This is a genomic window from Litoribacillus peritrichatus (genome assembly GCF_039537985.1).
Classification (GTDB): domain Bacteria; phylum Pseudomonadota; class Gammaproteobacteria; order Pseudomonadales; family Litoribrevibacteraceae; genus Litoribacillus; species Litoribacillus peritrichatus.
In genome coordinates, this window is sequence record NZ_BAABBN010000003.1 from 35,521 (window position 1) to 56,974 (window position 21,454).

19 protein-coding genes, 1 tRNA gene and 1 pseudogene are annotated in these 21,454 nt (G+C 40.2%); 17 read left to right on the forward strand and 4 right to left on the reverse strand.

Annotated elements, in window-relative coordinates:
• Positions 1 to 15: 15 nt before the first annotated feature.
• From ABD744_RS00905 to rfbD, 8 genes are all read left to right on the forward strand, one after another.
• Positions 16 to 486 (forward strand): acyltransferase, encoded by a 471-nt coding sequence (locus ABD744_RS00905; protein WP_344794497.1) that lies wholly within the window; start codon positions 16 to 18, stop codon positions 484 to 486.
• 3 nt (positions 487 to 489) lie between these two features.
• Positions 490 to 1,572 carry a hypothetical protein gene (locus ABD744_RS00910; RefSeq protein ID WP_344794499.1) on the forward strand — a complete coding sequence of 361 codons (1,083 nt, stop codon included), beginning with the start codon at positions 490 to 492 and terminating at the stop codon, positions 1,570 to 1,572.
• Between the two features lie 4 nt (positions 1,573 to 1,576).
• Complete coding sequence (locus ABD744_RS00915; RefSeq protein ID WP_344794501.1) at positions 1,577 to 2,320, forward strand: hypothetical protein; 744 nt, start codon at positions 1,577 to 1,579, stop codon at positions 2,318 to 2,320.
• On the forward strand, positions 2,307 to 3,536 hold the full coding sequence (locus ABD744_RS00920; RefSeq protein WP_344794503.1) for a glycosyltransferase: 1,230 nt from the start codon (positions 2,307 to 2,309) through the stop codon (positions 3,534 to 3,536). Before ABD744_RS00915 ends, ABD744_RS00920 begins: the two co-directional genes overlap by 14 nt.
• Before the next feature lie 53 nt (positions 3,537 to 3,589).
• Positions 3,590 to 4,465 (forward strand): glucose-1-phosphate thymidylyltransferase RfbA, encoded by an 876-nt coding sequence (gene rfbA, locus ABD744_RS00925; RefSeq protein WP_344794505.1) that lies wholly within the window; start codon positions 3,590 to 3,592, stop codon positions 4,463 to 4,465.
• The gene (rfbC, locus tag ABD744_RS00930; RefSeq protein ID WP_344794508.1) at positions 4,465 to 5,013 is read left to right on the forward strand and encodes a dTDP-4-dehydrorhamnose 3,5-epimerase; all 549 of its coding nucleotides are present in this window, start codon (positions 4,465 to 4,467) and stop codon (positions 5,011 to 5,013) included. The genes rfbA and rfbC overlap by 1 nt, the downstream gene beginning before the upstream one ends.
• 19 nt (positions 5,014 to 5,032) lie before the next feature.
• Positions 5,033 to 6,097 carry a dTDP-glucose 4,6-dehydratase gene (gene rfbB / locus ABD744_RS00935; protein WP_344794510.1) on the forward strand — a complete coding sequence of 355 codons (1,065 nt, stop codon included), beginning with the start codon at positions 5,033 to 5,035 and terminating at the stop codon, positions 6,095 to 6,097.
• Positions 6,098 to 6,166: 69 nt separating this feature from the next.
• Positions 6,167 to 7,045 (forward strand): dTDP-4-dehydrorhamnose reductase, encoded by an 879-nt coding sequence (gene rfbD / locus ABD744_RS00940; protein WP_344794512.1) that lies wholly within the window; start codon positions 6,167 to 6,169, stop codon positions 7,043 to 7,045.
• A gap of 90 nt (positions 7,046 to 7,135) precedes the next feature.
• On the opposite strand, the pseudogene ABD744_RS00945 reads toward rfbD, so the two are convergent.
• Positions 7,136 to 8,170 (reverse strand): annotated as a pseudogene (locus ABD744_RS00945) (IS481 family transposase).
• Positions 8,171 to 8,531: 361 nt separating this feature from the next.
• On the opposite strand from ABD744_RS00945, the gene ABD744_RS00950 reads away from it, so the two are divergent.
• Positions 8,532 to 8,681 (forward strand): hypothetical protein, encoded by a 150-nt coding sequence (locus ABD744_RS00950; protein WP_344794514.1) that lies wholly within the window; start codon positions 8,532 to 8,534, stop codon positions 8,679 to 8,681.
• Positions 8,682 to 9,028: 347 nt separating this feature from the next.
• On the opposite strand, the gene wecA is transcribed toward ABD744_RS00950, so the two are convergent.
• Positions 9,029 to 10,066 (reverse strand): UDP-N-acetylglucosamine--undecaprenyl-phosphate N-acetylglucosaminephosphotransferase, encoded by a 1,038-nt coding sequence (gene wecA / locus ABD744_RS00955; RefSeq protein WP_344794516.1) that lies wholly within the window; start codon positions 10,064 to 10,066, stop codon positions 9,029 to 9,031.
• Positions 10,067 to 10,287: 221 nt separating this feature from the next.
• Between wecA and ABD744_RS00960 the strand changes: the two genes are divergently transcribed.
• The 7 genes from ABD744_RS00960 to secF all read left to right on the forward strand — a co-directional run bounded on the left by ABD744_RS00960 (position 10,288) and on the right by secF (position 17,395).
• On the forward strand, positions 10,288 to 11,454 hold the full coding sequence (locus ABD744_RS00960) for a nucleotide sugar dehydrogenase (RefSeq protein ID WP_344794518.1): 1,167 nt from the start codon (positions 10,288 to 10,290) through the stop codon (positions 11,452 to 11,454).
• A 144-nt stretch (positions 11,455 to 11,598) separates the two neighbouring features.
• Positions 11,599 to 11,685, forward strand: a tRNA-Leu gene (locus tag ABD744_RS00965).
• 110 nt (positions 11,686 to 11,795) lie between these two features.
• On the forward strand, positions 11,796 to 12,842 hold the full coding sequence (queA, locus tag ABD744_RS00970; RefSeq protein WP_344794520.1) for a tRNA preQ1(34) S-adenosylmethionine ribosyltransferase-isomerase QueA: 1,047 nt from the start codon (positions 11,796 to 11,798) through the stop codon (positions 12,840 to 12,842).
• An 86-nt stretch (positions 12,843 to 12,928) separates the two neighbouring features.
• Positions 12,929 to 14,056 carry a tRNA guanosine(34) transglycosylase Tgt gene (gene tgt / locus ABD744_RS00975; RefSeq protein WP_344794522.1) on the forward strand — a complete coding sequence of 376 codons (1,128 nt, stop codon included), beginning with the start codon at positions 12,929 to 12,931 and terminating at the stop codon, positions 14,054 to 14,056.
• Between the two features lie 44 nt (positions 14,057 to 14,100).
• Positions 14,101 to 14,442, forward strand: coding sequence for a preprotein translocase subunit YajC (gene yajC, locus ABD744_RS00980; RefSeq protein ID WP_425562105.1), 342 nt, complete (start codon positions 14,101 to 14,103; stop codon positions 14,440 to 14,442).
• A gap of 133 nt (positions 14,443 to 14,575) precedes the next feature.
• Positions 14,576 to 16,435, forward strand: coding sequence for a protein translocase subunit SecD (gene secD / locus ABD744_RS00985; protein ID WP_344794524.1), 1,860 nt, complete (start codon positions 14,576 to 14,578; stop codon positions 16,433 to 16,435).
• A gap of 3 nt (positions 16,436 to 16,438) precedes the next feature.
• Positions 16,439 to 17,395: a protein translocase subunit SecF gene (gene secF, locus ABD744_RS00990; protein WP_344794526.1), complete on the forward strand. Its 957-nt coding sequence runs from the start codon at positions 16,439 to 16,441 to the stop codon at positions 17,393 to 17,395.
• Between the two features lie 74 nt (positions 17,396 to 17,469).
• On the opposite strand, the gene ABD744_RS00995 is transcribed toward secF, so the two are convergent.
• Positions 17,470 to 17,790, reverse strand: coding sequence for an H-NS histone family protein (locus ABD744_RS00995; RefSeq protein WP_344794528.1), 321 nt, complete (start codon positions 17,788 to 17,790; stop codon positions 17,470 to 17,472).
• 292 nt (positions 17,791 to 18,082) lie between these two features.
• Entirely contained in the window at positions 18,083 to 19,273 is a 1,191-nt protein-coding gene (locus ABD744_RS01000) for a pyridoxal phosphate-dependent aminotransferase (protein ID WP_344794530.1), read from the reverse strand.
• A 132-nt stretch (positions 19,274 to 19,405) separates the two neighbouring features.
• Between ABD744_RS01000 and uvrB the strand changes: the two genes are divergently transcribed.
• On the forward strand, positions 19,406 to 21,448 hold the full coding sequence (uvrB, locus tag ABD744_RS01005) for an excinuclease ABC subunit UvrB (RefSeq protein WP_344794532.1): 2,043 nt from the start codon (positions 19,406 to 19,408) through the stop codon (positions 21,446 to 21,448).
• Positions 21,449 to 21,454 lie beyond the last annotated feature (6 nt).

Consider the following 21,454-nt stretch of genomic DNA (forward strand, 5'->3'; position numbering starts at 1 on the left):
GCTCTGGTCACTAAGTTGAGAGCTAAAAAGTGCGGAAGTAAAAGCTATGTGATTAGGCCAATTCAGTTTTCCGGGAATAATATCATACTTGGCGAGCGAGTTTCCATAGGTGCCTTAGGGAGATTGGAGTCCATTACTTCAAATATTGAACCCCTTTTGGTTATTGAGGATGATGTTTCAATCGAGCAATTGGTTCATGTTGTTTTTATGGGAAATTTAACTATCGGGAGCGGTTCTATGATATCTAGTTCGGTATATATAGGTGATGTTGACCATAACCTTACTCCTGGCAAGGCGCCTAAGTTTATGGATTTAACACATTCCACAACCCGAATTGGCAAAAGATGTTTCATAGGTAAGGGGGCAACAATATTACCGGGTGCAGTATTAGGGGATGATGTATATGTAGGTGCTAATTCTGTAGTAAGGCCTGGTGTTTATTGCTCAGGGGTGTATGTAGGTTGCCCCGTACGAAAAATAAATTAAGTTATGAGGCTACTTATTTTATTCGTCTTTTATCTTCTTATCCTTTCAGATTTGGTGGTAAATAAAAACGTAATCAACCAAGCATATTTAATAGCGATTGCTGCTATAGTTTCGATTTTTTGTGTAATTTGGTATAAAGAATTTTATATTCCAAAGTTATATGCTTGTTTTATTTCTATAGTTTGCGTGCTTTTTTTTATAGGATATAAATTAGGTTTGCATGGTCTTGATGGTTCAGTATCACTTTCTAGGTTTATTATTTCTTTTACTTTGATGCCTATTTTTAGTGTGGTGTTGGGAAGTAGTCTGCGTCTAAACTCAATTATTATTTGTATTCTTTTAGTTGTGTCATTACTTGGTTTTTTTCTACAGTTCTTTGATCCATTGAATATTAGATCTGTTGAAATATTTACAATTCCTATATTTCCGTCCCAGGCAGGGAGTGGTTTTTTACCCTTTTATAGGGCACAGGGTGTGTTTTCCGAGGCCGGAATATTTGCATTGTTTTGCCTTGGTATATATTGGCTAATGCGCAAGAATGGCTACAAATTTTACTTTATTCCATTGTTTGGGGTGGTATCAAGTCTTTCTTTAGGTGGGGTTTTATTATTCATTACTAAATACTTGGTAAGGCCTTTTGTCTTAGTTTTACTTTGTGTTTTCACTTTCTATATTGTTTTATATACTGATTATGTCAATTATGGGGCTTCAACGCTATTGCGATTTTACGACATAATTTACGTGTTTAATGAGCTTCCTTATTATTTGTTTATTGGAGGGAATGTTAGTCCAGTTTACTTTGATTTTGTAGTTGATGTTAATGGACAAAGTATGGTTTTACAGGGCAGAGGGATTTCAAATGGATTGTTGAAGCTTTGGTTAGCTTATGGTGTATTCTTTACTCCAGTTATTGTTTTTCTGTTTGCTAAATTAGTGCAAAGGGCTTTTGAGTTTAAATTGCTTCATTCGCTTATAATAGTTGTGTTGATATTTTCTTTACAGCCTTTAACATTTTCATGGATCTGGTTTTTTATGTTTTATGTAGCTTGTTTGCCATATGGAAAGCTTCGTTTATTCTATAGGTGATGTTTTGAAAAGTGTTGTATTTGTTTACTATGGTTCGTCGATAAGGGTAAAGGCATTTAATAGTCTTGGTCGGTTTTTATTTAAGAATCGTTATGTTTCAATTGATAATCGGATCGAAGAAAATAATAGGTCATTTGAATTTGGAGGTTATGAGTCTGGGCTGAGCCAATTGAAAGCTTTAAATTTACCAGTGTATTCAGTTTTATTTTTAAATGACACTGCGCTTAAAAAGCACTTTTTCTTATCTTTCTGGGTTATGTTTTTGATTCTAATTCTCAAGCCTTATGAGAAAAAAACTGTATTAGGAATTGAGCGTAATTTTAAATGTTCTGAAGGTAATATAATCAGGTACTTCACAACATGGTTGTTTAGAATTGACTATGATCAGGAGATCGAGGTTAAGCTTCCCTGTACGAAATTTTTTGATTTTGATTTTAATGGTGATATTAGTCAAGAAATTCAGTCAGCGATCATAGGTTGGCTTTACCCTAAAAGTCTTTTCGCTGGTTGGGATGGTGCATCTCCTTATAAAAATATTTCTGAATCGACATTTTTACGGAAAAGATACGCTATCAGTCAAGAGCTGTTGATACAATCGAGGCTATCGGATATCGGTATTAAATTAAAAGATATGTCTCGGTTATTTCTGCTAATGGATATATTAGATCTCTTTTATTTACGAGCTATAAAGATTTTTTCACGATTAAATCAATATCTGAAATATAAGATTGTAAATGACCATGATTGAAGAAAAAGTTATTGATAAAAAAAAGTTAACTGTTATTACTTGTAGGCCAATTTGGCCAATTACTGGTGGAGACTCCTTAAGAATATATAAAATTATAGAATATTTGGAGCAATTTTTTGATGTGACTGTTGTATACGGTTATCACAGTGGGGCTATTGATACAGAAGATTTTCCACTTGTAGGGGTTAAATTGGTACACGCTCCTATATCTATAATTGGCTGTATGTATAGAGGTATTTTATCACTTCTAATGGGGAGATCATTTCAAACTAATTTTTACCACTCAAAGAAATTTAAAAAGGCAGCTCAGGCTGAAGTTGATGCATCAGATTATGTATTGATGCACTTAATTAGAACAGTAGATTTAGTTGATGTTTCTAAAAAGGAAGGTGTTGTTTACGAGTTGACGGATGCAATTTCTATGAATTATTTGAGAATTTCATGGAAAGACTCTTTCTCGTCACTCAAAAATATTGTCTTTAAGTGGGAAGGGCCTAAGCTGTTAAAAGCAGAAATTAATGCTTTAACGCGAGGATGTAATTCTTCATTTATTTCTCAAGTTGATAGGCAGTTTATTTGTGACCATTCTACGACTAAATCTGTATATAGTCGTACTTTTATTTATGGCAATGGTGTCGATTTTGAAATGTTTCCATATGGTGAGTTGAGTGAGGAAGAGCTTACTGATAAAGTTAATTTATTATTTATTGGGAATATGTTTTCAGCTCAAAATCAGTCTATGGTGAAGGAAATATTATACTCAATATTGCCAAAAATAAAACCTGGACTTGTGAGTGAGGTTTTGTTGGTAGGCAAATACCCTCAGTCCTTTAGGCAGAGTTTAGGTGAGCATGATAAGGTGGTTTGGACTGGTATAGTAGATGATTTTAAAGAGATATCTATAAACCGTTATATTGGGTTGTGTCCTATGACTTTTGGGGCAGGAGTGCAAAATAAGGTTCTTAACTATTTTGCACTTGGTTGTCCCGTTGTAACCACTAAAAGTGGAATAGAGGGAATAGAAGCCACTGAAGGGGTTCATTATTTAGGTGCTAATACCAGTCAAGATTTCGTAAATGCGATTGAAAGTCTTTTAAGTGAGGAAGAGGCATTTTTAAAGTACAGAAGAGAAGCTTTTAAGCTTGTGAGAACTTTGTATAGTTGGGAAGGACAGCTTTCAGGATATGAAATGATGTTTAGAAAGCGGAAGCCCTAGTGCTTTCTTTTTTTGCTGTTATTGGTGTTACGTTCTTGTTGAGGTAAGTTTTTGTGAAAGGAATTATATTAGCAGGGGGTACAGGTAGTCGTTTGTATCCACTAACTCAGGTTGTTAGTAAGCAATTAATGCCTGTTTATGATAAGCCGATGATTTATTATCCGTTAGCGACGTTAATGCAGGCAGGGATTCAGGAAATCTTAATTATTTCAACACCGGAAGAGCTGCCTCGCTTTAAATCTTTGTTGGGGGATGGTTCAAAGTTTGGTATTGATTTATCGTATATTAAGCAGCCTTCACCAGACGGATTAGCTCAAAGTTTTATATTAGCTGAAGACTTTCTTCATGGTAGTGGAGCTGCTCTAGTATTAGGTGATAACTTATTTTATGGACACGACCTAATGAAATTGCTTCAGAGAGCTGCTAACCGTTCGTATGGTGGTACTATATTTGGGTATCATGTTGCTAATCCAACAGCATATGGTGTGGTTGAGTTTGATGTAAATAATAAAGCTATTTCAATTGAAGAGAAGCCTGAGATACCAAAATCTAATTATGCCGTACCGGGTTTATATTTCTTTGATGATAAAGTTGTTGATATTGCCAGAGGCGTTAAGCCTTCAGCTCGTGGTGAACTAGAAATTACTGATATTATTGATGCGTATTTAAAAGCTGGCGAGCTTAACGTTGAGATTATGGGGCGAGGTACTGCTTGGTTAGATACTGGTACTCATGATGACTTATTGGCTGCAGCGCAATTTATTTCTACTGTTGAAAAACGTCAAGGGTTGAAGATTAACTGTCCAGAGGAAATTGCATATCGGAATGGTTGGATTTCTGATAAGAGCTTAAAGGCAATAGCAAAACCATTGATTAAAAGTGGTTATGGTAAATATTTGTTAAAATTAATAGATGAGAAAGTTTATTAATGAAGATTATAGATACTGATATTACGGATGTAAAAGTATTGGAGCCAGAGGTTTTTGGTGATGTGCGTGGTTTCTTTATGGAGACGTTTAGAGATGATTGGTTTTATGAATCTGTTGCACCGGTCAAGTTTGTCCAAGATAACCATAGTAAATCTATTCATGGGATTTTACGTGGTTTACATTATCAGACTCAAAATGCACAGGGTAAACTAGTGCGCGTTACTTCGGGAGAAGTGTTTGATGTTGCTGTTGATATGCGAGAGTCTAGTCCAACCTTTGGAAAGTGGGTGGGTGAATATCTTTCAGCTGAAAACAAGCGTCAATTATGGGTGCCAGCTGGTTTTGCTCATGGTTTTTATGTGACGAGTGATTTTGCAGAGTTTGTATATAAATGTACAGACTATTACTCTCCAGAATTTGAGGAAAGCTTACTTTGGAATGATCAGAAAGTTGGTGTAAAGTGGCCTATTAAAGAAGGTGAGTCACCGAAGCTATCTGCGAAAGATGAAGCAGGCGTGGTATTTGAAAGAGCTACTTTTTTTATATAAACAGAATGCTTAGGTAATTATGAACAAAACTATTTTTATTACTGGAGGGGCTGGCTTTATTGGTTCGGCTCTTGTGCGTTATTTGATTAACGATACAGGTAACACAGTAATCAATTTTGATAAATTAACTTATGCGGGTAATCAAGAATCATTAAAGAGTATTGATAGTGATTCAAGGTATTCATTTGAACGGGGCGATATTTGTGATCGGACTTTGGTTACTAAGCTGTTCGAAAAATATCAGCCTGACTATATTATGCATTTAGCAGCTGAAAGTCATGTAGATCGTTCAATTGATGGGCCTGGTGAGTTTATTACAACTAACATTGTGGGTACATATGAGCTGTTAGAGGCCGCTAGAGGTTATTACAGCTCTTTGGATGAGAATAAAAAAGCAAATTTTCGTTTTCATCATATTTCGACTGATGAAGTGTATGGTGATTTGGGAGAGGTAGGCTTATTCACAGAGGAGACTTCTTATGAGCCAAGTTCTCCCTACTCAGCCTCCAAAGCTTCATCTGATCATTTAGTTAGGGCATGGTACAGAACATTTAATCTACCTGTTGTTGTGTCTAACTGCTCAAATAATTATGGACCTTATCACTTTCCTGAAAAGTTAATTCCGTTAATGATCTTAAATGCATTGGAAGGAAAGTCGTTACCAATATATGGTGACGGCAAGCAAGTGCGTGACTGGTTGTTTGTGGAGGATCATGTCAAAGCACTTTATAGAGTTGTATCTGAAGGTAGAATAGGTGAGACTTATAACGTTGGTGGCTTTAACGAAAAACAAAACATTGAAGTAGTGAAAACAATTTGTAGTCACTTAAATGAGTTGGTGGCGGATAAGCCAAAGGGTATTTCAGACTTTGCTGAATTAATCACTTATGTGACGGATAGGCCAGGTCATGATCTACGCTATGCAATTAATGCGAGCAAAATAAATAAAGAGCTTGGTTGGAGGCCAGAAGAGACTTTTCAGTCGGGTATTAAGAAGACTATTGAGTGGTATTTGGAAAATTTAGATTGGTGCCGAAATGTTCAGGATGGTAGTTACCAGCGAGAGCGTTTAGGCAACAGCTAGTATTTCATTTGCAATTACAAAATTTTATTGGGGCGTTAGGCCACATCTTTAAGTAGATATATTAAATTTATGAAAATTTTAGTTATTGGAAAGAGTGGCCAGTTAGCGAGCGAATTAATAAATCTCGATATTGATGATGACGTTATCTCTTTAGGTCGTGATGATTTTGATATTTTTTCTAAAGACTCGATTCAGATGCATGTCGCTCGTGTTAAGCCAGATGTAATTGTAAATGCTTCTGCTTATACTGCTGTAGATAAGGCTGAGTCTGATGTGAAAGCAGCGTATGCGTTGAATGAAAAGGCGGTAGCTGATCTGGCGTCGGTCGCAAAGCAATTAAATACACGTTTTATACATGTATCGACGGATTTTGTATTTAATGGCAGTACAAATACTGCCTACATTCCAGATGATGACGCAGATCCGGCTGGAGTATATGGTGCTTCAAAACTGGCTGGTGAGAATGCAGTTCGGTCTATATATCCAGAAAACTCAGCTATTATTCGTACCTCTTGGGTGTATTCATCGTACGGTAATAATTTTGTGAAGACCATGCTTCGACTATTGGAAGAAAAAGAAGAGTTAGGTGTGGTTGTTGATCAAATTGGATGCCCCACATATGCTAGGGGGTTGGCTGAGTTTATTGTGGCTCTAGTGAAGGAGGGTGATCTGCGAATGATTTACCATTGGAGTGATCTAGGGGTTGCTTCTTGGTATGATTTTGCTGTTGCTATACAGGAGTTGGGTTACGAACAGGGACTTCTAAGTAAAAAAATACCAATAAACCCAATAGCATCAGCTCAATACCCGACACCAGCTAAAAGACCCGTATTTAGTCTATTAAATAGTAATTCTTCAAATAATGTATTAAAAAGTGTTCACTGGATAGATAACTTGAAGCGTTGCTTCGAAAGAAGTAGCTTTCAAGAGACTGACTTTGTGCAGTAGATAGCCTCTACCTGTGCTCACATAGATTGTAGTAGTTCAGACTTGATCTGACCGTTACCGATTTTTCAGAAGGTGTCTGTCAGGTCAGATTCAGTTTATGAACTTTTCCTGCCAGATTCGTTTCCCATCTTGCAATGTCTCCATCGGAGTTCTGCCACAGCAGCGTTTCCCCTGATGAGTTCGTTCATTATTGTAATAATCCCGCCATTCGTCCAGGTCAGTTTGAAGTTCATCTATTGATCCATAAATCTTCCGACGTAGCGCAGGCTGATAAAACTCCTGCAAGATTGTCTTATGAAAGCGCTCACAGATACCGTTAGTTTGTGGATGTCGAGCTTGCGTTCTGGTGTGCTCAATGTCGTTTACCGCGATATATAACCGGAAGTCATGGCTATCAGCTTTACCACAGTATTCTGTTCCACGATCTGTGAGAATACGGAGTATTGGAAGCTGTTCTAACGTATAGAATGGCAACACTCGATCATTGAGTAAATCCGCTGCTGTAATCGGCGTTTTCGTCGTGTACAGCTTGCAGTGAGCTGCTTTCGCATAAGTATCAACGTAGGTTTGCTGATAGATTCTTCCAACCCCTTTGAACGTCCCAGCATAGAATGTATCTTGTGACCCCAGATAACCTGGGTGAGCTGTATCAACCTCGCCACAAACTTCATTATCCAGTTTCTTACGTTCTAATGTCTGTACTTGCGATTCCGTAAGTATCAAGCCTTCTTTAGCGATTTTGGCCTACAAGGCTTTCAATCGCAGTTTAAAATTAGCTAAATCGTGACGAAGCCAGACAGACCTCACACCACTCGGTGAGACGAAGATACCTTTCTTACGAAGTTCATTGGATACCCGAACTTGGCCATGAGCAGGTTCATCAATCGCATATTGAATCACCGCAGATTCAACAACCTGATCAACTCGGTTCTTAAGGTTTGGTACTCGTCGATTTTGATCAAGAAGCGATTCAACGCCACCTTCATAAACCGCTTCCTTGTAACGATAAAACGTATCTCTCGACACGCCCATCATCTTACAAGCTTTAGAAATGTTCCCGAGTTCGTCAGCTAAATTTAACAAGCCAACTTTGTGTTTAACGATTTTATCGTTAGTATGAAGCATGAGGGTTACCTCTTGTGTATTTTGATTTTCAGGTTTCGTCACCTTCAATCAAAGTCGGTAACCCTCTCTTTTTCAAGAAGAGGTGTCAGATTGAGTCTGAACTAATATAGATAGATAGACGCTGCTAAACTGTAAGTGTTCACTTCAGGCCGTCTTCATCGCCTAAACCTCACTTCACGTATATTCCGGACATCATGATCATGAACACCCATTCTGGCGCAACGTGAACACCCGTTCTGATTTATCATGAACACTCAGCTCGGCTTCATCGTGGAAGGCGTTCATTTTGGAGCGTTATTCTAAACCAAATACCTGCGCGTTAATCTTTGGTCTACATTCTTTAGTGAAATTTGAGACCACCATGAGCAATTCTAACTACATCCGTCGTACACCCGAACAATGGCAAGCCATTATTAACGATTTCTCTGCACCCGACTTGTCCGGTCTTCAATTTTGCAAACAAAAAATATTCAATACGCCTACTTTTGTAAATGGCGGCAGCGTTTATTGAACAATCAATACGTGTCAGCAGAGCCGGCTTTTCTGGATTTAAGTCCCCTTGCCGGTAGTACCACAGACCTAATCTGGCGCATCACTCTTAAACTTGGCAGCGGTGTTGAATTAGTTTTGAGTTAAATCTGATGTTTTTACCGTAAGTGTCCAACAAACCGCATCTGGTTTTGAACTTTCGGCTAAGGTTGACGTGGTCAAGCTCAATATTTCAAGGCAGTAATAGCTCAAAGTCGTCCAGACTTTCACTGCTCGGTAATTCTCTAAACAGCGTCTTGAAATAGTAAACGAGCCATAAACTCCATCTAATAAGGTAGTTATATCATTTTTCTACTGGCTCGCTATGAGTTATTTAAATTTTTTAATTACTTTGCTTAGCCCCCAAGCATGATTTATTCCTATTGTATAAATTCCAAAAAGGGTTAACCAGAACAGCATTAAATTCCACTCACTCATCTCGTTCTTTAGTAGTACATATCCTAATAGAGAAATCATACTTGCTAGTATTAAAATTAGCACCAATGCTTCTGTGGCTGTAAAACCGGCTCTCATTATTATGTGATGTAAATGGTTTCTGTCGGGCTTAAATGGTGATTGCCCTTTTTTTAGTCGACGTATCATAATTGCCCCCATGTCCATTAGTGGTATTGCTATTATCCAAATGGCCATTACTGGTGGTGTATTGGAGCTTCCTTGTGTGGTTTCAGCGAGCAGCCAGACAACCATGAAACCAATAAACATGCTGCCAGCATCTCCCATGAATACCTTTGGAACTCGTATTCTAAATGGTTGTAAGTTGAATAGCATATAGGCTAATAGACAAGAGATGACTGCTGGGACTGCAATAGTGAGAGGAATGCTATCGTTATAAATAATTATAGAAAGTAGAGTGATAATAGTGACGCCGCTACATAGGCCGTCAATGCCATCCATCATATTGAATGCATTGATGCATCCAATAACTGCAACTATTGTAAAGAAAGGTGCGATCTTGCCCAACTCAACTTCTCCAGAGTCAAATAAGTTTCCAAGGGTATCGATCTTTACGTCTGCGCCGTAGACCATAATTAAGGCTATGGTCGCTTGTACGACAAGTCGGAACTTGAATGAAAGGTCTTTGAAGTCGTCTAAGGCGCCTAGAGCAACCATAATACATGAACATATTAAAAAAATAGTGTTTGTGTGAGAAGGCTCTATAGAGAAAAAACTCACTACTAAATAAGCTGAAAAAATACTTATTCCACCAATTAGAGGAATCTTTCCCTTATGGTGTTTTCGTTGGTTGGGGGTGTCGATTAGGCCGACTTTCTCGGCAAATGGTTTATATATAATTATGAAAAAGCAGGTAATCAAAAATGCGAAGAAAGGAACTACTGAGGGGCTCACTTCATTTCCTTGAAGATTTCAATGTTATAAAAAGGACATAGTAGCAGCAGGGCATCTGTTTGTAAAAAATTGTAGCTGTTTTCCTTCGGTGCAATATTAGACATGTGCAGCTTGTGTCTGTGGGCTTGTTGTCACAATATCTTAAGTGTATGTTACTTCAGTTCTTAGGATAGTTTAATATCATTTATAAAGTATATATATTTTTTAATAGAGTTTTACATATGAAAATTGCGGTTGCAGGTATAGGTTACGTTGGTCTTTCGAATGCAGTTTTGTTGGCTCAAAAAAATCGAGTAGTTGCTATTGATCTGGTTTCGGAGAAAGTTGATTTATTAAATAGTAAGAAGTCTCCTATTGTGGACTCTGAAATTGAAGATTACCTTCAGAATAAAGAGTTGGACTTACTCGCAACAACGGATAAGGAAAAAGCCTATCTTGATGCAGATTTCGTAATTATAGCAACCCCAACGGACTATGACCCTGATACTAATTACTTCAATACCAAGTCTGTAGAGGCTGTCATCTCGGATGTTTTAGAAATCAACCCTTCTGCGACGATGGTGATTAAATCTACGGTTCCTGTTGGTTATACCGCTTCTGTAAAAGAAAAGTTTGGTGTTGATAATATTCTTTTTTCTCCTGAGTTTTTACGTGAAGGTCAGGCGCTTTATGATAATTTGCATCCTTCAAGAATAATTGTTGGTGAGCAGAGTGAGCGAGCTAAGATTTTTGCAGGGCTCTTACAGGAAGGGGCGTTGAAAAAAAATGTACCTATGTTGTTTGTAGATTCAACAGAAGCAGAAGCTGTTAAATTGTTTTCTAATACTTATCTTGCCTTAAGGGTCTCTTACTTTAATGAGTTGGATACATATGCTGAAATGCACGGCTTAAACTCTAGGCAAATCATTGAAGGTGTTAGTTTAGACCCGAGAATTGGAGGGCACTATAATAATCCGTCGTTTGGATATGGTGGTTATTGCTTGCCTAAGGATACTAAGCAGTTACGTGCTAATTATAACAATGTGCCAAATGAGATTATCGGGGCAATTGTGGATGCTAATAGAACAAGAAAGGACTTTATTGCTGAATCTATCCTGAAGAGAAATCCGCATACTGTGGGTATATATAGGCTGATCATGAAGTCGGGCTCAGATAATTTCAGAGCTTCTGCGGTACAAGGTATCATGAAGCGCATAAAGGCAAAAGGTGTTGAGGTCGTTGTGTATGAGCCAGTGCTTAAGGAGTCTGAGTTCTTCCGTTCGAAAGTAATCCGAGACCTTGAAGAATTTAAAGCAAAGTCTGATGTGATTGTTTCAAATCGAATGGTTGACGAGTTAAGTGATGTCGAGGAGAAGGTTTATACCAGAGATATCTTTAACGCAGATTGATATCGAGGTGTAACTCTGTCCTAAAGGTTGGGTGAATTTAAGTTTTATAAAAAAACCAATAAAAACAGTTGACGAGTGGGATTCTGTACGTATAATGCGTCTCACTCTTCAACGGAATAGATTCAAAGCTTCTGTTTTTATAGTGCCAGTGTGGTGAAATTGGTAGACACGTCGGATTCAAAATCCGATTCCTTCACGGGAGTGGCGGTTCGAGTCCGCCCACTGGTACCATTCTAAATCTTAGTTCTCCTTCTTAAAAATTTCTTTTATAAATCCTCTAGAGATTTCTTGTCTTTGTCGTTAGAATTGCGTCAATTTTATTTCTGCTTGTAGTCCTGTCTATGGAAGTTTCGAAGTTTCATTTTGATTTACCCAAAGAGTTAATCGCCAGTCAGCCGCTTAAACAAAGAAGTGCTTCTCGTTTGCTTCAGTTGGATACTGAAAGTGGTCAGTGTGTTCATGGAAATTTTACTGATATAGAGCAGCTGTTAAATCCTGGTGATTTATTGGTATTTAATAATACCAAAGTAATACCTGCTCGCTTGTTTGGTCAAAAAGAGTCCGGAGGAAAGATTGAGGTTTTGGTGGAGCGTGTTATTGATGATCGGAATGTGTTGGCGCATGTCAGATCCAATCGCTCACCAAAAGCAGGTGCAAGGATATTATTAGAGGGTCAGCAGTGGATTGAAGTGACTGGTCGTGAAGGTGCTCTTTTTAAGCTTCAATTCGACGATCAAGGGGTGAGTGTTCTCGATGCTTTGGAAGCGTTAGGTCATATGCCTTTGCCTCCTTATATGGAGCGAGAAGATCAGTTAGAGGATCGTGAAAGGTATCAGACTGTCTATGCTGAAAAACCAGGTGCTGTTGCAGCGCCGACGGCAGGGCTGCACTTTGATCAGGATTTATTAGAAAAGTTGTCTGATAAGGGGGTCGAGTTCGGTTATGTGACGCTTCATGTGGGGGCGGGAACGTTTCAGCCCGTTAAGGTTGATCATGTTGATGATCATGTCATGCATTCCGAATACATTGAAGTTGATGAGGTTTTGTGTCAGCAAGTGATCGACTGCAAGGCTCGGGGTGGCAGGGTGATTGCGGTTGGCACTACATCCGTGAGAAGTCTTGAATCGGCTTGTTGGAAAAGCACTTTACCAAACTCACAGATCGCACCTTATTTTGGTGAGACGGATATTTTTATCTATCCGGGTTACCAGTGGAACTTGGTGGATGCCATGGTGACTAATTTCCATCTGCCTGAATCGACTTTGATTATGTTGGTTTCTGCATTCGCCGGTTATGAAAATATAATGTTTGCTTACGATGAGGCGGTAAAAGAGCGATACCGTTTTTTTAGTTATGGCGATGCGATGTTCTTAATGCGTCAAAAGTGACGTGTGTGCCTTGTAATTTTCTAAATCATCACAATTAACTATAAACATCAAAATTAAATGGAGTCATTGTGTCTCGAAAGTGTTTTATGTCTTTTTCTGTGAGCAATACAGAAGGTAAAGCCCGTAGGGGAAGATTGGATTTTCCTCGTGGTTCGGTGGAGACGCCGGCGTTTATGCCTGTTGGGACATACGGCACAGTGAAGGGGATGCTTCCTCGTGATATCGAGGAGATAGGTGCAGATATCATTTTAGGTAATACTTTTCATTTGATGTTGCGTCCAGGTACGGAAGTGGTGAAAGAGCACGGCACGCTTCATGATTTTATTCAGTGGGATAAACCTATTCTGACGGATTCTGGCGGCTTCCAGGTTTTTAGTTTGGGGGAAATGCGGAAAATTACTGAAGAGGGTGTGACTTTTAAATCGCCGATTAATGGAAGTAAGGTCGAGTTGACGCCAGAGCGCTCTATGGAAGTTCAGCGGGAGCTGGGTTCTGATGTTGTTATGATTTTTGATGAGTGCACGCCTTACCCTGCGACGGAAGAACAGGCGAAAGAATCGATGGAGTTATCTATGCGTTGGGCGAAGCGCAGTAAAGATGCGCATGGAGATAACCCTTCCGCTCTGTTTGGGATTATTCAGGGGGGGATGTATGAGCACTTGCGCGATGTATCACTGGAAGGGCTGACAAACATTGGCTTTGATGGCTATGCAATTGGTGGTCTGTCGGTTGGTGAGCCTAAAGATGAAATGATGAAGGTTTTGTCATATTTAGCGCATAAAATGCCAGAGGATAAGCCAAGGTATTTGATGGGGGTTGGTAAGCCTGAAGACCTGGTGGAGGGTGTTCGACGTGGGGTAGATATGTTTGATTGCGTTATGCCAACTCGCAATGCCCGAAACGGTCATCTGTTTACGACGGAAGGTGTTATTAAGATTCGAAATGCTAAGCACCGTCATGATACAAGTACGCTGGACAGTGAATGTGATTGTTATACCTGCCAGAATTTTTCGAGAGCGTATTTACATCATCTTGATAAATGTCAGGAAATGCTGGGCGCGCAGCTAAACACAATACACAATTTAAGGTATTATCAGCGACTTATGGCTGGTATTCGTAGTGCGCTTGAAGAAGGCTCATTCGAGCAGTTTATTGAAGAGTTTTATCAAAAGCGGGGTATGGAAGTGCCTTCGTTGGAAAATAAAGAAAGTTAAGATTTCAAACGATTATTAAATTTATTTAAATTAGGAGTTAATCAGTGAGCTTTTTTATCTCTCAAGCAGTAGCGGATGCCGGCGCAGCGGCGGCACCTGCAGGCCCAAGCGCTATTGGTCAGTTGGTAATGTTGGGTGGCTTTGTTCTTATCTTTTATTTTCTTTTGTGGCGCCCTCAGTCTAAAAGAGCAAAAGAGCATCGTGAGTTGATTGGCAACCTTGGCAAGGGTGACGAGGTCGCTACAAGTGGTGGCATGCTTGGTAAGATTACTGCGGTAACTGATGATTATGTGGCTTTGGATATTGCTGAAGGTACTGAAATTAAAGTTCAGAAGGTTGCAATCACTGCAGTTCTTCCAAAAGGCACCATTAAGTCCGTTAAGTAGGTTTGTTGTGGGTTGTTATTAACTAAGCAAACTTCAATAACAATAAACTGACACGGCTGGATTTATCCAGTCGTTGTTGTATTTAGATTGAGGGCGTTCGTGCTCTCATTCAGGATGAAAGTAAGGCACGAAAATGCTAAATCGATATCCCTTATGGAAATATCTGGTCATATTAGCGGTTGTGGTTGTTGGCTGTATTTACGCCGCGCCTAATATGTACCCTGAAGACCCAGCGGTTCAAATCTCGGAAACGAGAAGTAGCGGTGCTTTAAGTGCTTCAAAATTAACTGAAATTCGCGATGTGTTGGCGAAAGCAGATATTGAGGTTCTTAAAGAGGAAAGCGAAGACCAAAAGGCATTGTTTCGATTCAAGTCTGGTTCGGATCAGATCAAGGCTAAGCCATTAATTGAAGGTGTTTTGGGTCAGGACTTTACGGTTGCCTTAAACATGGCTCCTACGACACCTGAGTGGTTGTCTTCTCTGGGTGCAAATCCAATGAAGTTAGGGTTGGACTTGCGTGGTGGCGTTCATTTCTTACTGGAAGTGGATATGGAGAAAGCCATTACTCAGCGAATGGAGGTTTATGCGGGTGAGGTCAAGCGTTTACTTCGCACAGAAGATATTAGGTATCGCCGTGTTGAACTGAAAGGCAATGATCTCGAGCTGACCTTTCGTAAAGACGTTGATCGAGAAGCCGGTCGTGACTTCTTAAGAAAAGAATATCAGGACTTTGTCGCTACCGAAAAAGAAGATGATCAATACTTCTACCTCAATTTGTCTTTGACGGATGCGAAAGTTAAAGAAATTAAAGATTATGCAATCAGTCAAAACTTAACGACGTTGCGAAATCGAGTGAACGAACTAGGTGTAGCTGAGCCATTGGTTCAGCGTCAGGGTCAGGATCGAATTGTTGTTCAGTTGCCGGGTGTGCAGGATACGGCCGCTGCTAAAGAAGTGTTGGGTTCTACTGCGGAGTTGCAATTTCGTTTAGAGGCTTTACCTGATGCTTCTATCACTCAACGCCAGTCGTTTAGTTTTAGGGATAACCCTAACCGTCGCGCTAATATTGAAAAAGATATTATTTTAACTGGGCAAAGTGTTTCAACGGCTTCTCTTGGCTTTGATGAAAATGGTTTGCCGCAGGTGAATATTTCTTTGGATGCGAGTGGTGGTAAGTTAATGCATCGTGTGACTCGTAAAGCTGTGGGTCGCAAGATGGCGGTGATCTTTATTGAGCACAAAACAAGAAAGGTTAATAAAATTGTCGATGGTGAAATCGTTGAAGAGCGTCATAAGTACTCTCAGCAGGGCATTATTAGTCTTGCTACGATTCAAAGTCCGTTAGGTAACAGTTTCCGTATTACTGGTTTGGACAGCCCTCAGGAAGCTTCAAATTTATCACTTCTATTAAGAGCTGGTTCGCTAGCCGCGCCTATTTATTTTGTAGAAGAAAGAACTGTAGGGCCGAGCTTGGGCCAAGAGAATATTGATCTTGGTGTGACGTCAGTACAGATTGGTTTGGCGCTTGTCCTTGTCTTTATGATTCTTTTCTATCGAGTCTTTGGTGTGGTTGCTAACATGGCGTTGATCTTGAATCTGGTCATCTTGGTTGCGGTCATGTCTTTGATGTCAGCTACGTTAACACTTCCGGGCATTGCCGGTATTGTTTTGACTGTCGGTATGGCGGTTGATGCTAATGTGTTGATTTTTTCTCGCATACGAGAGGAATTAAAAAATGGCGCGCCTCCACAATCTGCAATTCATGCGGGTTACGAGCGAGCATTTGTCACTATTTTTGATGCAAACTTAACGACCTTGATTGTTGCTGTGATTTTGTTTGCGGTTGGTACCGGCCCTGTTAAAGGGTTTGCCGTCACTCTTATGGTGGGTATTACCACTTCTATGTTTACAGCGATTATGCTGACTCGAGGCGTCATTAACTTAATTTATGGCGGAAGAAATATTAAAACTTTGTCGATAGGAGGCGTATAAGCCATGGCATTATCTGATATCCAAATCGACTTTATGGGGCGACGCAAATTTGCGACGCTTATTTCCCTTATTCTATTAATAGGCTCTATTGCCTCGCTATCAATTAATGGTCTTAAGTTTGGCCTTGATTTTACTGGGGGGACATTAATTGAGGTTGAGTATGACACCGTACCGGAGTTGTCGGATATTCGTAAGCAGTTGGATGCGGCCGAATATAAAAACGTTGTAGTTCAGACCTTTGGTAAGCCGAATGATGTTTTGATTCGTATGCAAAGTGATAAGCCTGGGCTAGGAGAAGAGGTTCTTGAGGCGCTTGAGTCTGGCTCGGATTCTCATATCGTTTTACGGCGAACTGAGTACGTAGGGCCTCAGGTAGGAGAGGAGCTTAGGGAGCGAGGTGGCTTAGGTATGCTGTTTGCTCTGTTGGTTGTGATGGCGTACGTTGCTGTTCGTTTCCAATATAAGTTCTCTGTCGGTGCTGTCTTTGCGTTGGCTCATGATGTGATTATTGTTCTTGGGTTTTTCTCGCTGCTTCAACTTGATTTTGACTTAACTGTGCTAGGAGCGATTTTGGCGGTTATTGGTTATTCGTTGAACGATACGATTGTAGTTTCGGATCGTATTCGAGAGAATTTCAGAATTGTCCGGATTGATTCGTCGATCGACATAATTAACCAGTCTTTGAATGAAACTCTGGGTCGTACATTGATGACCTCTTTAACTACCTTGCTGGTGCTGTTGGCGCTGTATATTTTTGGTGGAACAAGCCTGGAAGGGTTCTCATTAGCTTTGCTGGTGGGTGTGGTTATTGGTACCTACTCTTCTGTTTATGTTGCGGGTACTATGTTGCTTGCTCAGAATATTACCAGAGAGGATATGATTCCGCCGCCTAAACCGGAAACGGAAGAGGGTGAAATCGAAGGTGATTATGAAGAGCCTAGACCTGAGGATTTTCGTTAATAAGTTTTTGTAAGAATGAAAAAGGGGCTTTAGATTTTCTAAAGCCCCTTTTTTAGTATTTAAATATCGCTAAATTAAATACTGATATCGTCTAAGCTCTTTCCTGAGTTTAGTGCCTTTTCTACCCACTTCGGTTTTCTGCCGCGACCTGTCCATGTCTCAGCTGAGTTATCTGGATTCTGGTATTTAGGCGCAACTTTGGATTTTTTCTTTGATGGGTTTTTGAGTCCGTCCAGGACATCATCTAAATCCAAACCGTGCTCATTAGCAATGTTGTGAATTTGTTGCAGCGCCGTTTTCTTAGCTTCCTTTGCCTTATCTTTAATGGTTTTTTCTAAATCGTTTTGTAAGGCTTTTAGATCTTCAAGACTATAATCATTAAAGTTAATGGACATGTTTTTTAATAACCTTTGGTGTTTTAGTTTGTTTTGTGATTATAGCTAATCAAAAAAATAATGCGAATATATGTGGCTTTTATATGGTTGTCTTTAGACTTCTTTACAAATTAATTGTTAGAAGTTTCATTTTATATTGTCAGGGCGGGAATTTATTATGCTTTGAATGGAAACTAATTCAGTTTAGCTTGGATATTGATCTGGGCTAGAAAATATTAAGTATTGAAAAGAGAAAGGTATGTTTAGGTAAAAAACGAGCCCAAGGGCTCGTTTTTAGGATGTGAGGTGCGAATTAAAGTGCTTCAATTGCTTTTTTGATTCGGCTGACGGCGTCTTCAAGTACTTCCATGCTGGTGGCAAACGACAAGCGCATGTTGCCAGGGCTACCAAATGCTGAGCCAGGAACGACTGCTACGCCTGCTTCATTGAGTAGGTATTCAGCAAAGTCGAGGTCGTTATTGAACTTATCTGATTTAGTTATGATTTCCTGGGCGCTTGGGAATACGTAGAAAGTACCGTCGCCTGGAATGCAGTGAATGCCTTTAATGTCGTTTAAGGCGCTGACCATATAGTCGTGACGTTTCTTAAACTCGGTGACCATTTGTGCAACGCACTCCTGATCGCCATTAATTGCAGCTTCGGCAGCGTATTGCGCGATTGAGGTTGGATTAGATGTGCTTTGAGACTGAATCTTCTTCATTGCGCCGATGAGCTTTGCCGGGCCTCCGGCATAACCAATGCGCCAGCCTGTCATGGAGTATGCTTTAGATACGCCATTTAATACGATCGTGCGGTCATATAATTCAGGGCAAACATCCAGAATGTTATTAAACCCTTCTTCGTTCCACATGATGTGTTCATACATGTCATCGGTGGCAATTAAGATATTAGGGTGTTTAAGTAATACATCTGCCAAAGCTTTAAATTCGGCTTTAGTATACGCCACCCCCGAAGGATTTGATGGGCTGTTAATAACAAATAATCTGGTTTTGTCTGTAATGGCTGCTTCTAGCTGTTGCGGCGTTATTTTGAAACGAGACTCAATGGTTGTTTCGATTGCAACAGGTGTGCCTTCTGCCATAGTGACCATGTCAGGGTAGGAAACCCAGTAAGGCGCAGGAATAATGACTTCGTCGCCCTTGTTAAGTAGAGCTAAAGCCAGGTTGAAAAAGCTTTGCTTGCCACCACAGGAAACTAAAATCTGATTTGGTTCATACGAAAGATTGTTGTCTCTTTGGAACTTTTTAATAATCGCTTGTTTCAAAGAGGGGGTGCCGTCTACCGCCGTATATTTAGTGTAACCATTTTGTAGTGCAGTAATGGCAGCCTGTTTAATGTGATCCGGTGTGTCGAAATCAGGCTCGCCGGCACCAAGGCCGATAATGTCTTTACCTTCTGCTCGTAATTCTGCAGCACGGTTAGTGACAGCAAGCGTTGGTGAAGGCTTGATTTGTTGTACGCGGTCAGACAGTTGTACGTCCAATCTTAAATCCTCTTGAAAGGCCGAGTGTATGAATGCTATGCAGAAGTGGCATTTGGCAGTTTTAATATTGCCACATCGCAGATAAACCCGCAGAATAATACAGTAAAATTGCCTAACCGTGAATAGAAGTCTATGTCTGAAATCGTCCAATTATCCCCAAAAGTTAAGCCTTTAGAGGTTTTTTCTAAGTATCAGCCGGCAGGTGATCAGCCGCAGGCGATAAAATCCCTGGTTGAAGGTGTCCAGTCCGGGCTGGTGCATCAAACGCTTCTGGGGGTAACTGGCTCTGGTAAAACCTTCACAATGGCGAATGTCATCGGTGAGCTACAGCGACCGGCCATTGTTTTGGCGCACAATAAAACACTGGCAGCTCAGTTGTATGGCGAATTTAAAGAGTTCTTCCCGAATAACTCGGTTGAATATTTTGTTTCTTATTATGATTATTATCAACCAGAGGCGTATGTTCCAAGTTCGGATACGTTTATTGATAAAGATGCTTCGGTAAATGAGCATATTGAGCAAATGCGGTTATCTGCCACGAAAGCGTTATTGGAACGTAAAGACTGCATTATTGTTGCAACTGTTTCTTCGATTTATGGTTTGGGTGATCCTAATTCGTATTTAGGGATGATGTTGCATTTGGTGCGAGGGGATCAAATAGATCAGCGGAAGATAATTCGACGGTTGGCAGAGCTTCAATATACTCGTAATGATGCTGACTTTCGAAGAGCTACTTATCGGGTGCGTGGGGACGTTATTGATGTGTTTCCAGCGGAATCAGAAAAAGAAGCCGTAAGAATTGAATTATTTGATGATGAAATTGAACAGCTGAGCATATTTGATCCTTTAACGGGAGAGGTTTTAAATAAGGTTCCACGAGTTACGGTTTATCCGAAAACCCACTACGTTACTCCAAGAGAAAAAATATTAGACGCTATTGAAGATATTAAAGTTGAGTTGGAAGAAAGGCTTCAGTATTTAAAGGATAATAATAAGTTGGTTGAGGCGCAGCGACTTGAGCAACGCACGCGTTATGATTTAGAAATGATGCAAGAGTTGGGTTATTGCACTGGCATTGAAAACTACTCCCGCTATTTATCCGGAAGGGAGGCGGGGAATGCTCCTCCGACTTTATTTGATTATATTCCGCCGGAAGCGGTTCTTTTTATTGATGAGTCTCATGTGACGGTTCCGCAATTGGGCGCTATGTATAAAGGGGATCGAAGTCGAAAAGAAACCCTGGTTGAATATGGATTTCGACTGCCTTCTGCTTTGGATAATCGTCCGATGCGCTTTGATGAATGGGAAAAGATTGCGCCTCAAATGATTTTTGTTTCTGCAACGCCTTCCAAGTATGAAGAGGAGCACGCCTCTCAAATTGTTGAGCAAGTGGTAAGACCAACCGGCTTGCTTGATCCCGAGATTGAAATACGTCCGGCAACGACGCAGGTGGATGATTTGTTGTCGGAGATTCGTAAGACGGTGCAAAAAGATGAGCGGGTTTTGGCGACGGTGCTGACCAAACGAATGGCTGAAGACTTGACGGACTACTTGATGGATCACGGGGTTAGAGTTCGTTATCTGCACTCGGATATTGATACGGTAGAGCGGGTTGAGATTATTCGGGATTTAAGGCTGGGTGAGTTTGATGTGTTAGTTGGAATCAACTTGCTCAGAGAGGGTCTTGATATGCCAGAGGTGTCCTTGGTTGCAATCCTGGATGCAGATAAAGAGGGTTTTTTACGATCCGATCGCTCGCTGATCCAGACCATTGGGCGTGCGGCTCGAAATGTAAATGGCAAAGCTATTTTGTATGCGGATCGAACTACTGGCTCCATGGAAAGGGCGATTGGGGAGACTCAGCGACGTAGAGCGAAGCAGGAAGCCTTTAATGAAGAAAACGGAATTACACCGAAAGGGCTGAATAAATCTGTTACTGACATTATGGAGGGCGCTGTCCCTGGCGGAAAGGGTAAGCAGCGATCACGAAAAGTTGCTGAAGAGGCAGCAGCGTATGATTCTGAGCCTAAGCACATGACACCTGCAGAAATACAAAAGGAATTGGTGCGAATAGAAGATGAAATGTATAAAGCGGCCAAAAATCTCGAATTTGAAAAGGCAGCAAAAATGCGTGATGAAATAGTGCGCTTGAAACAAGAATTGATTGTGGAATAAAAAATA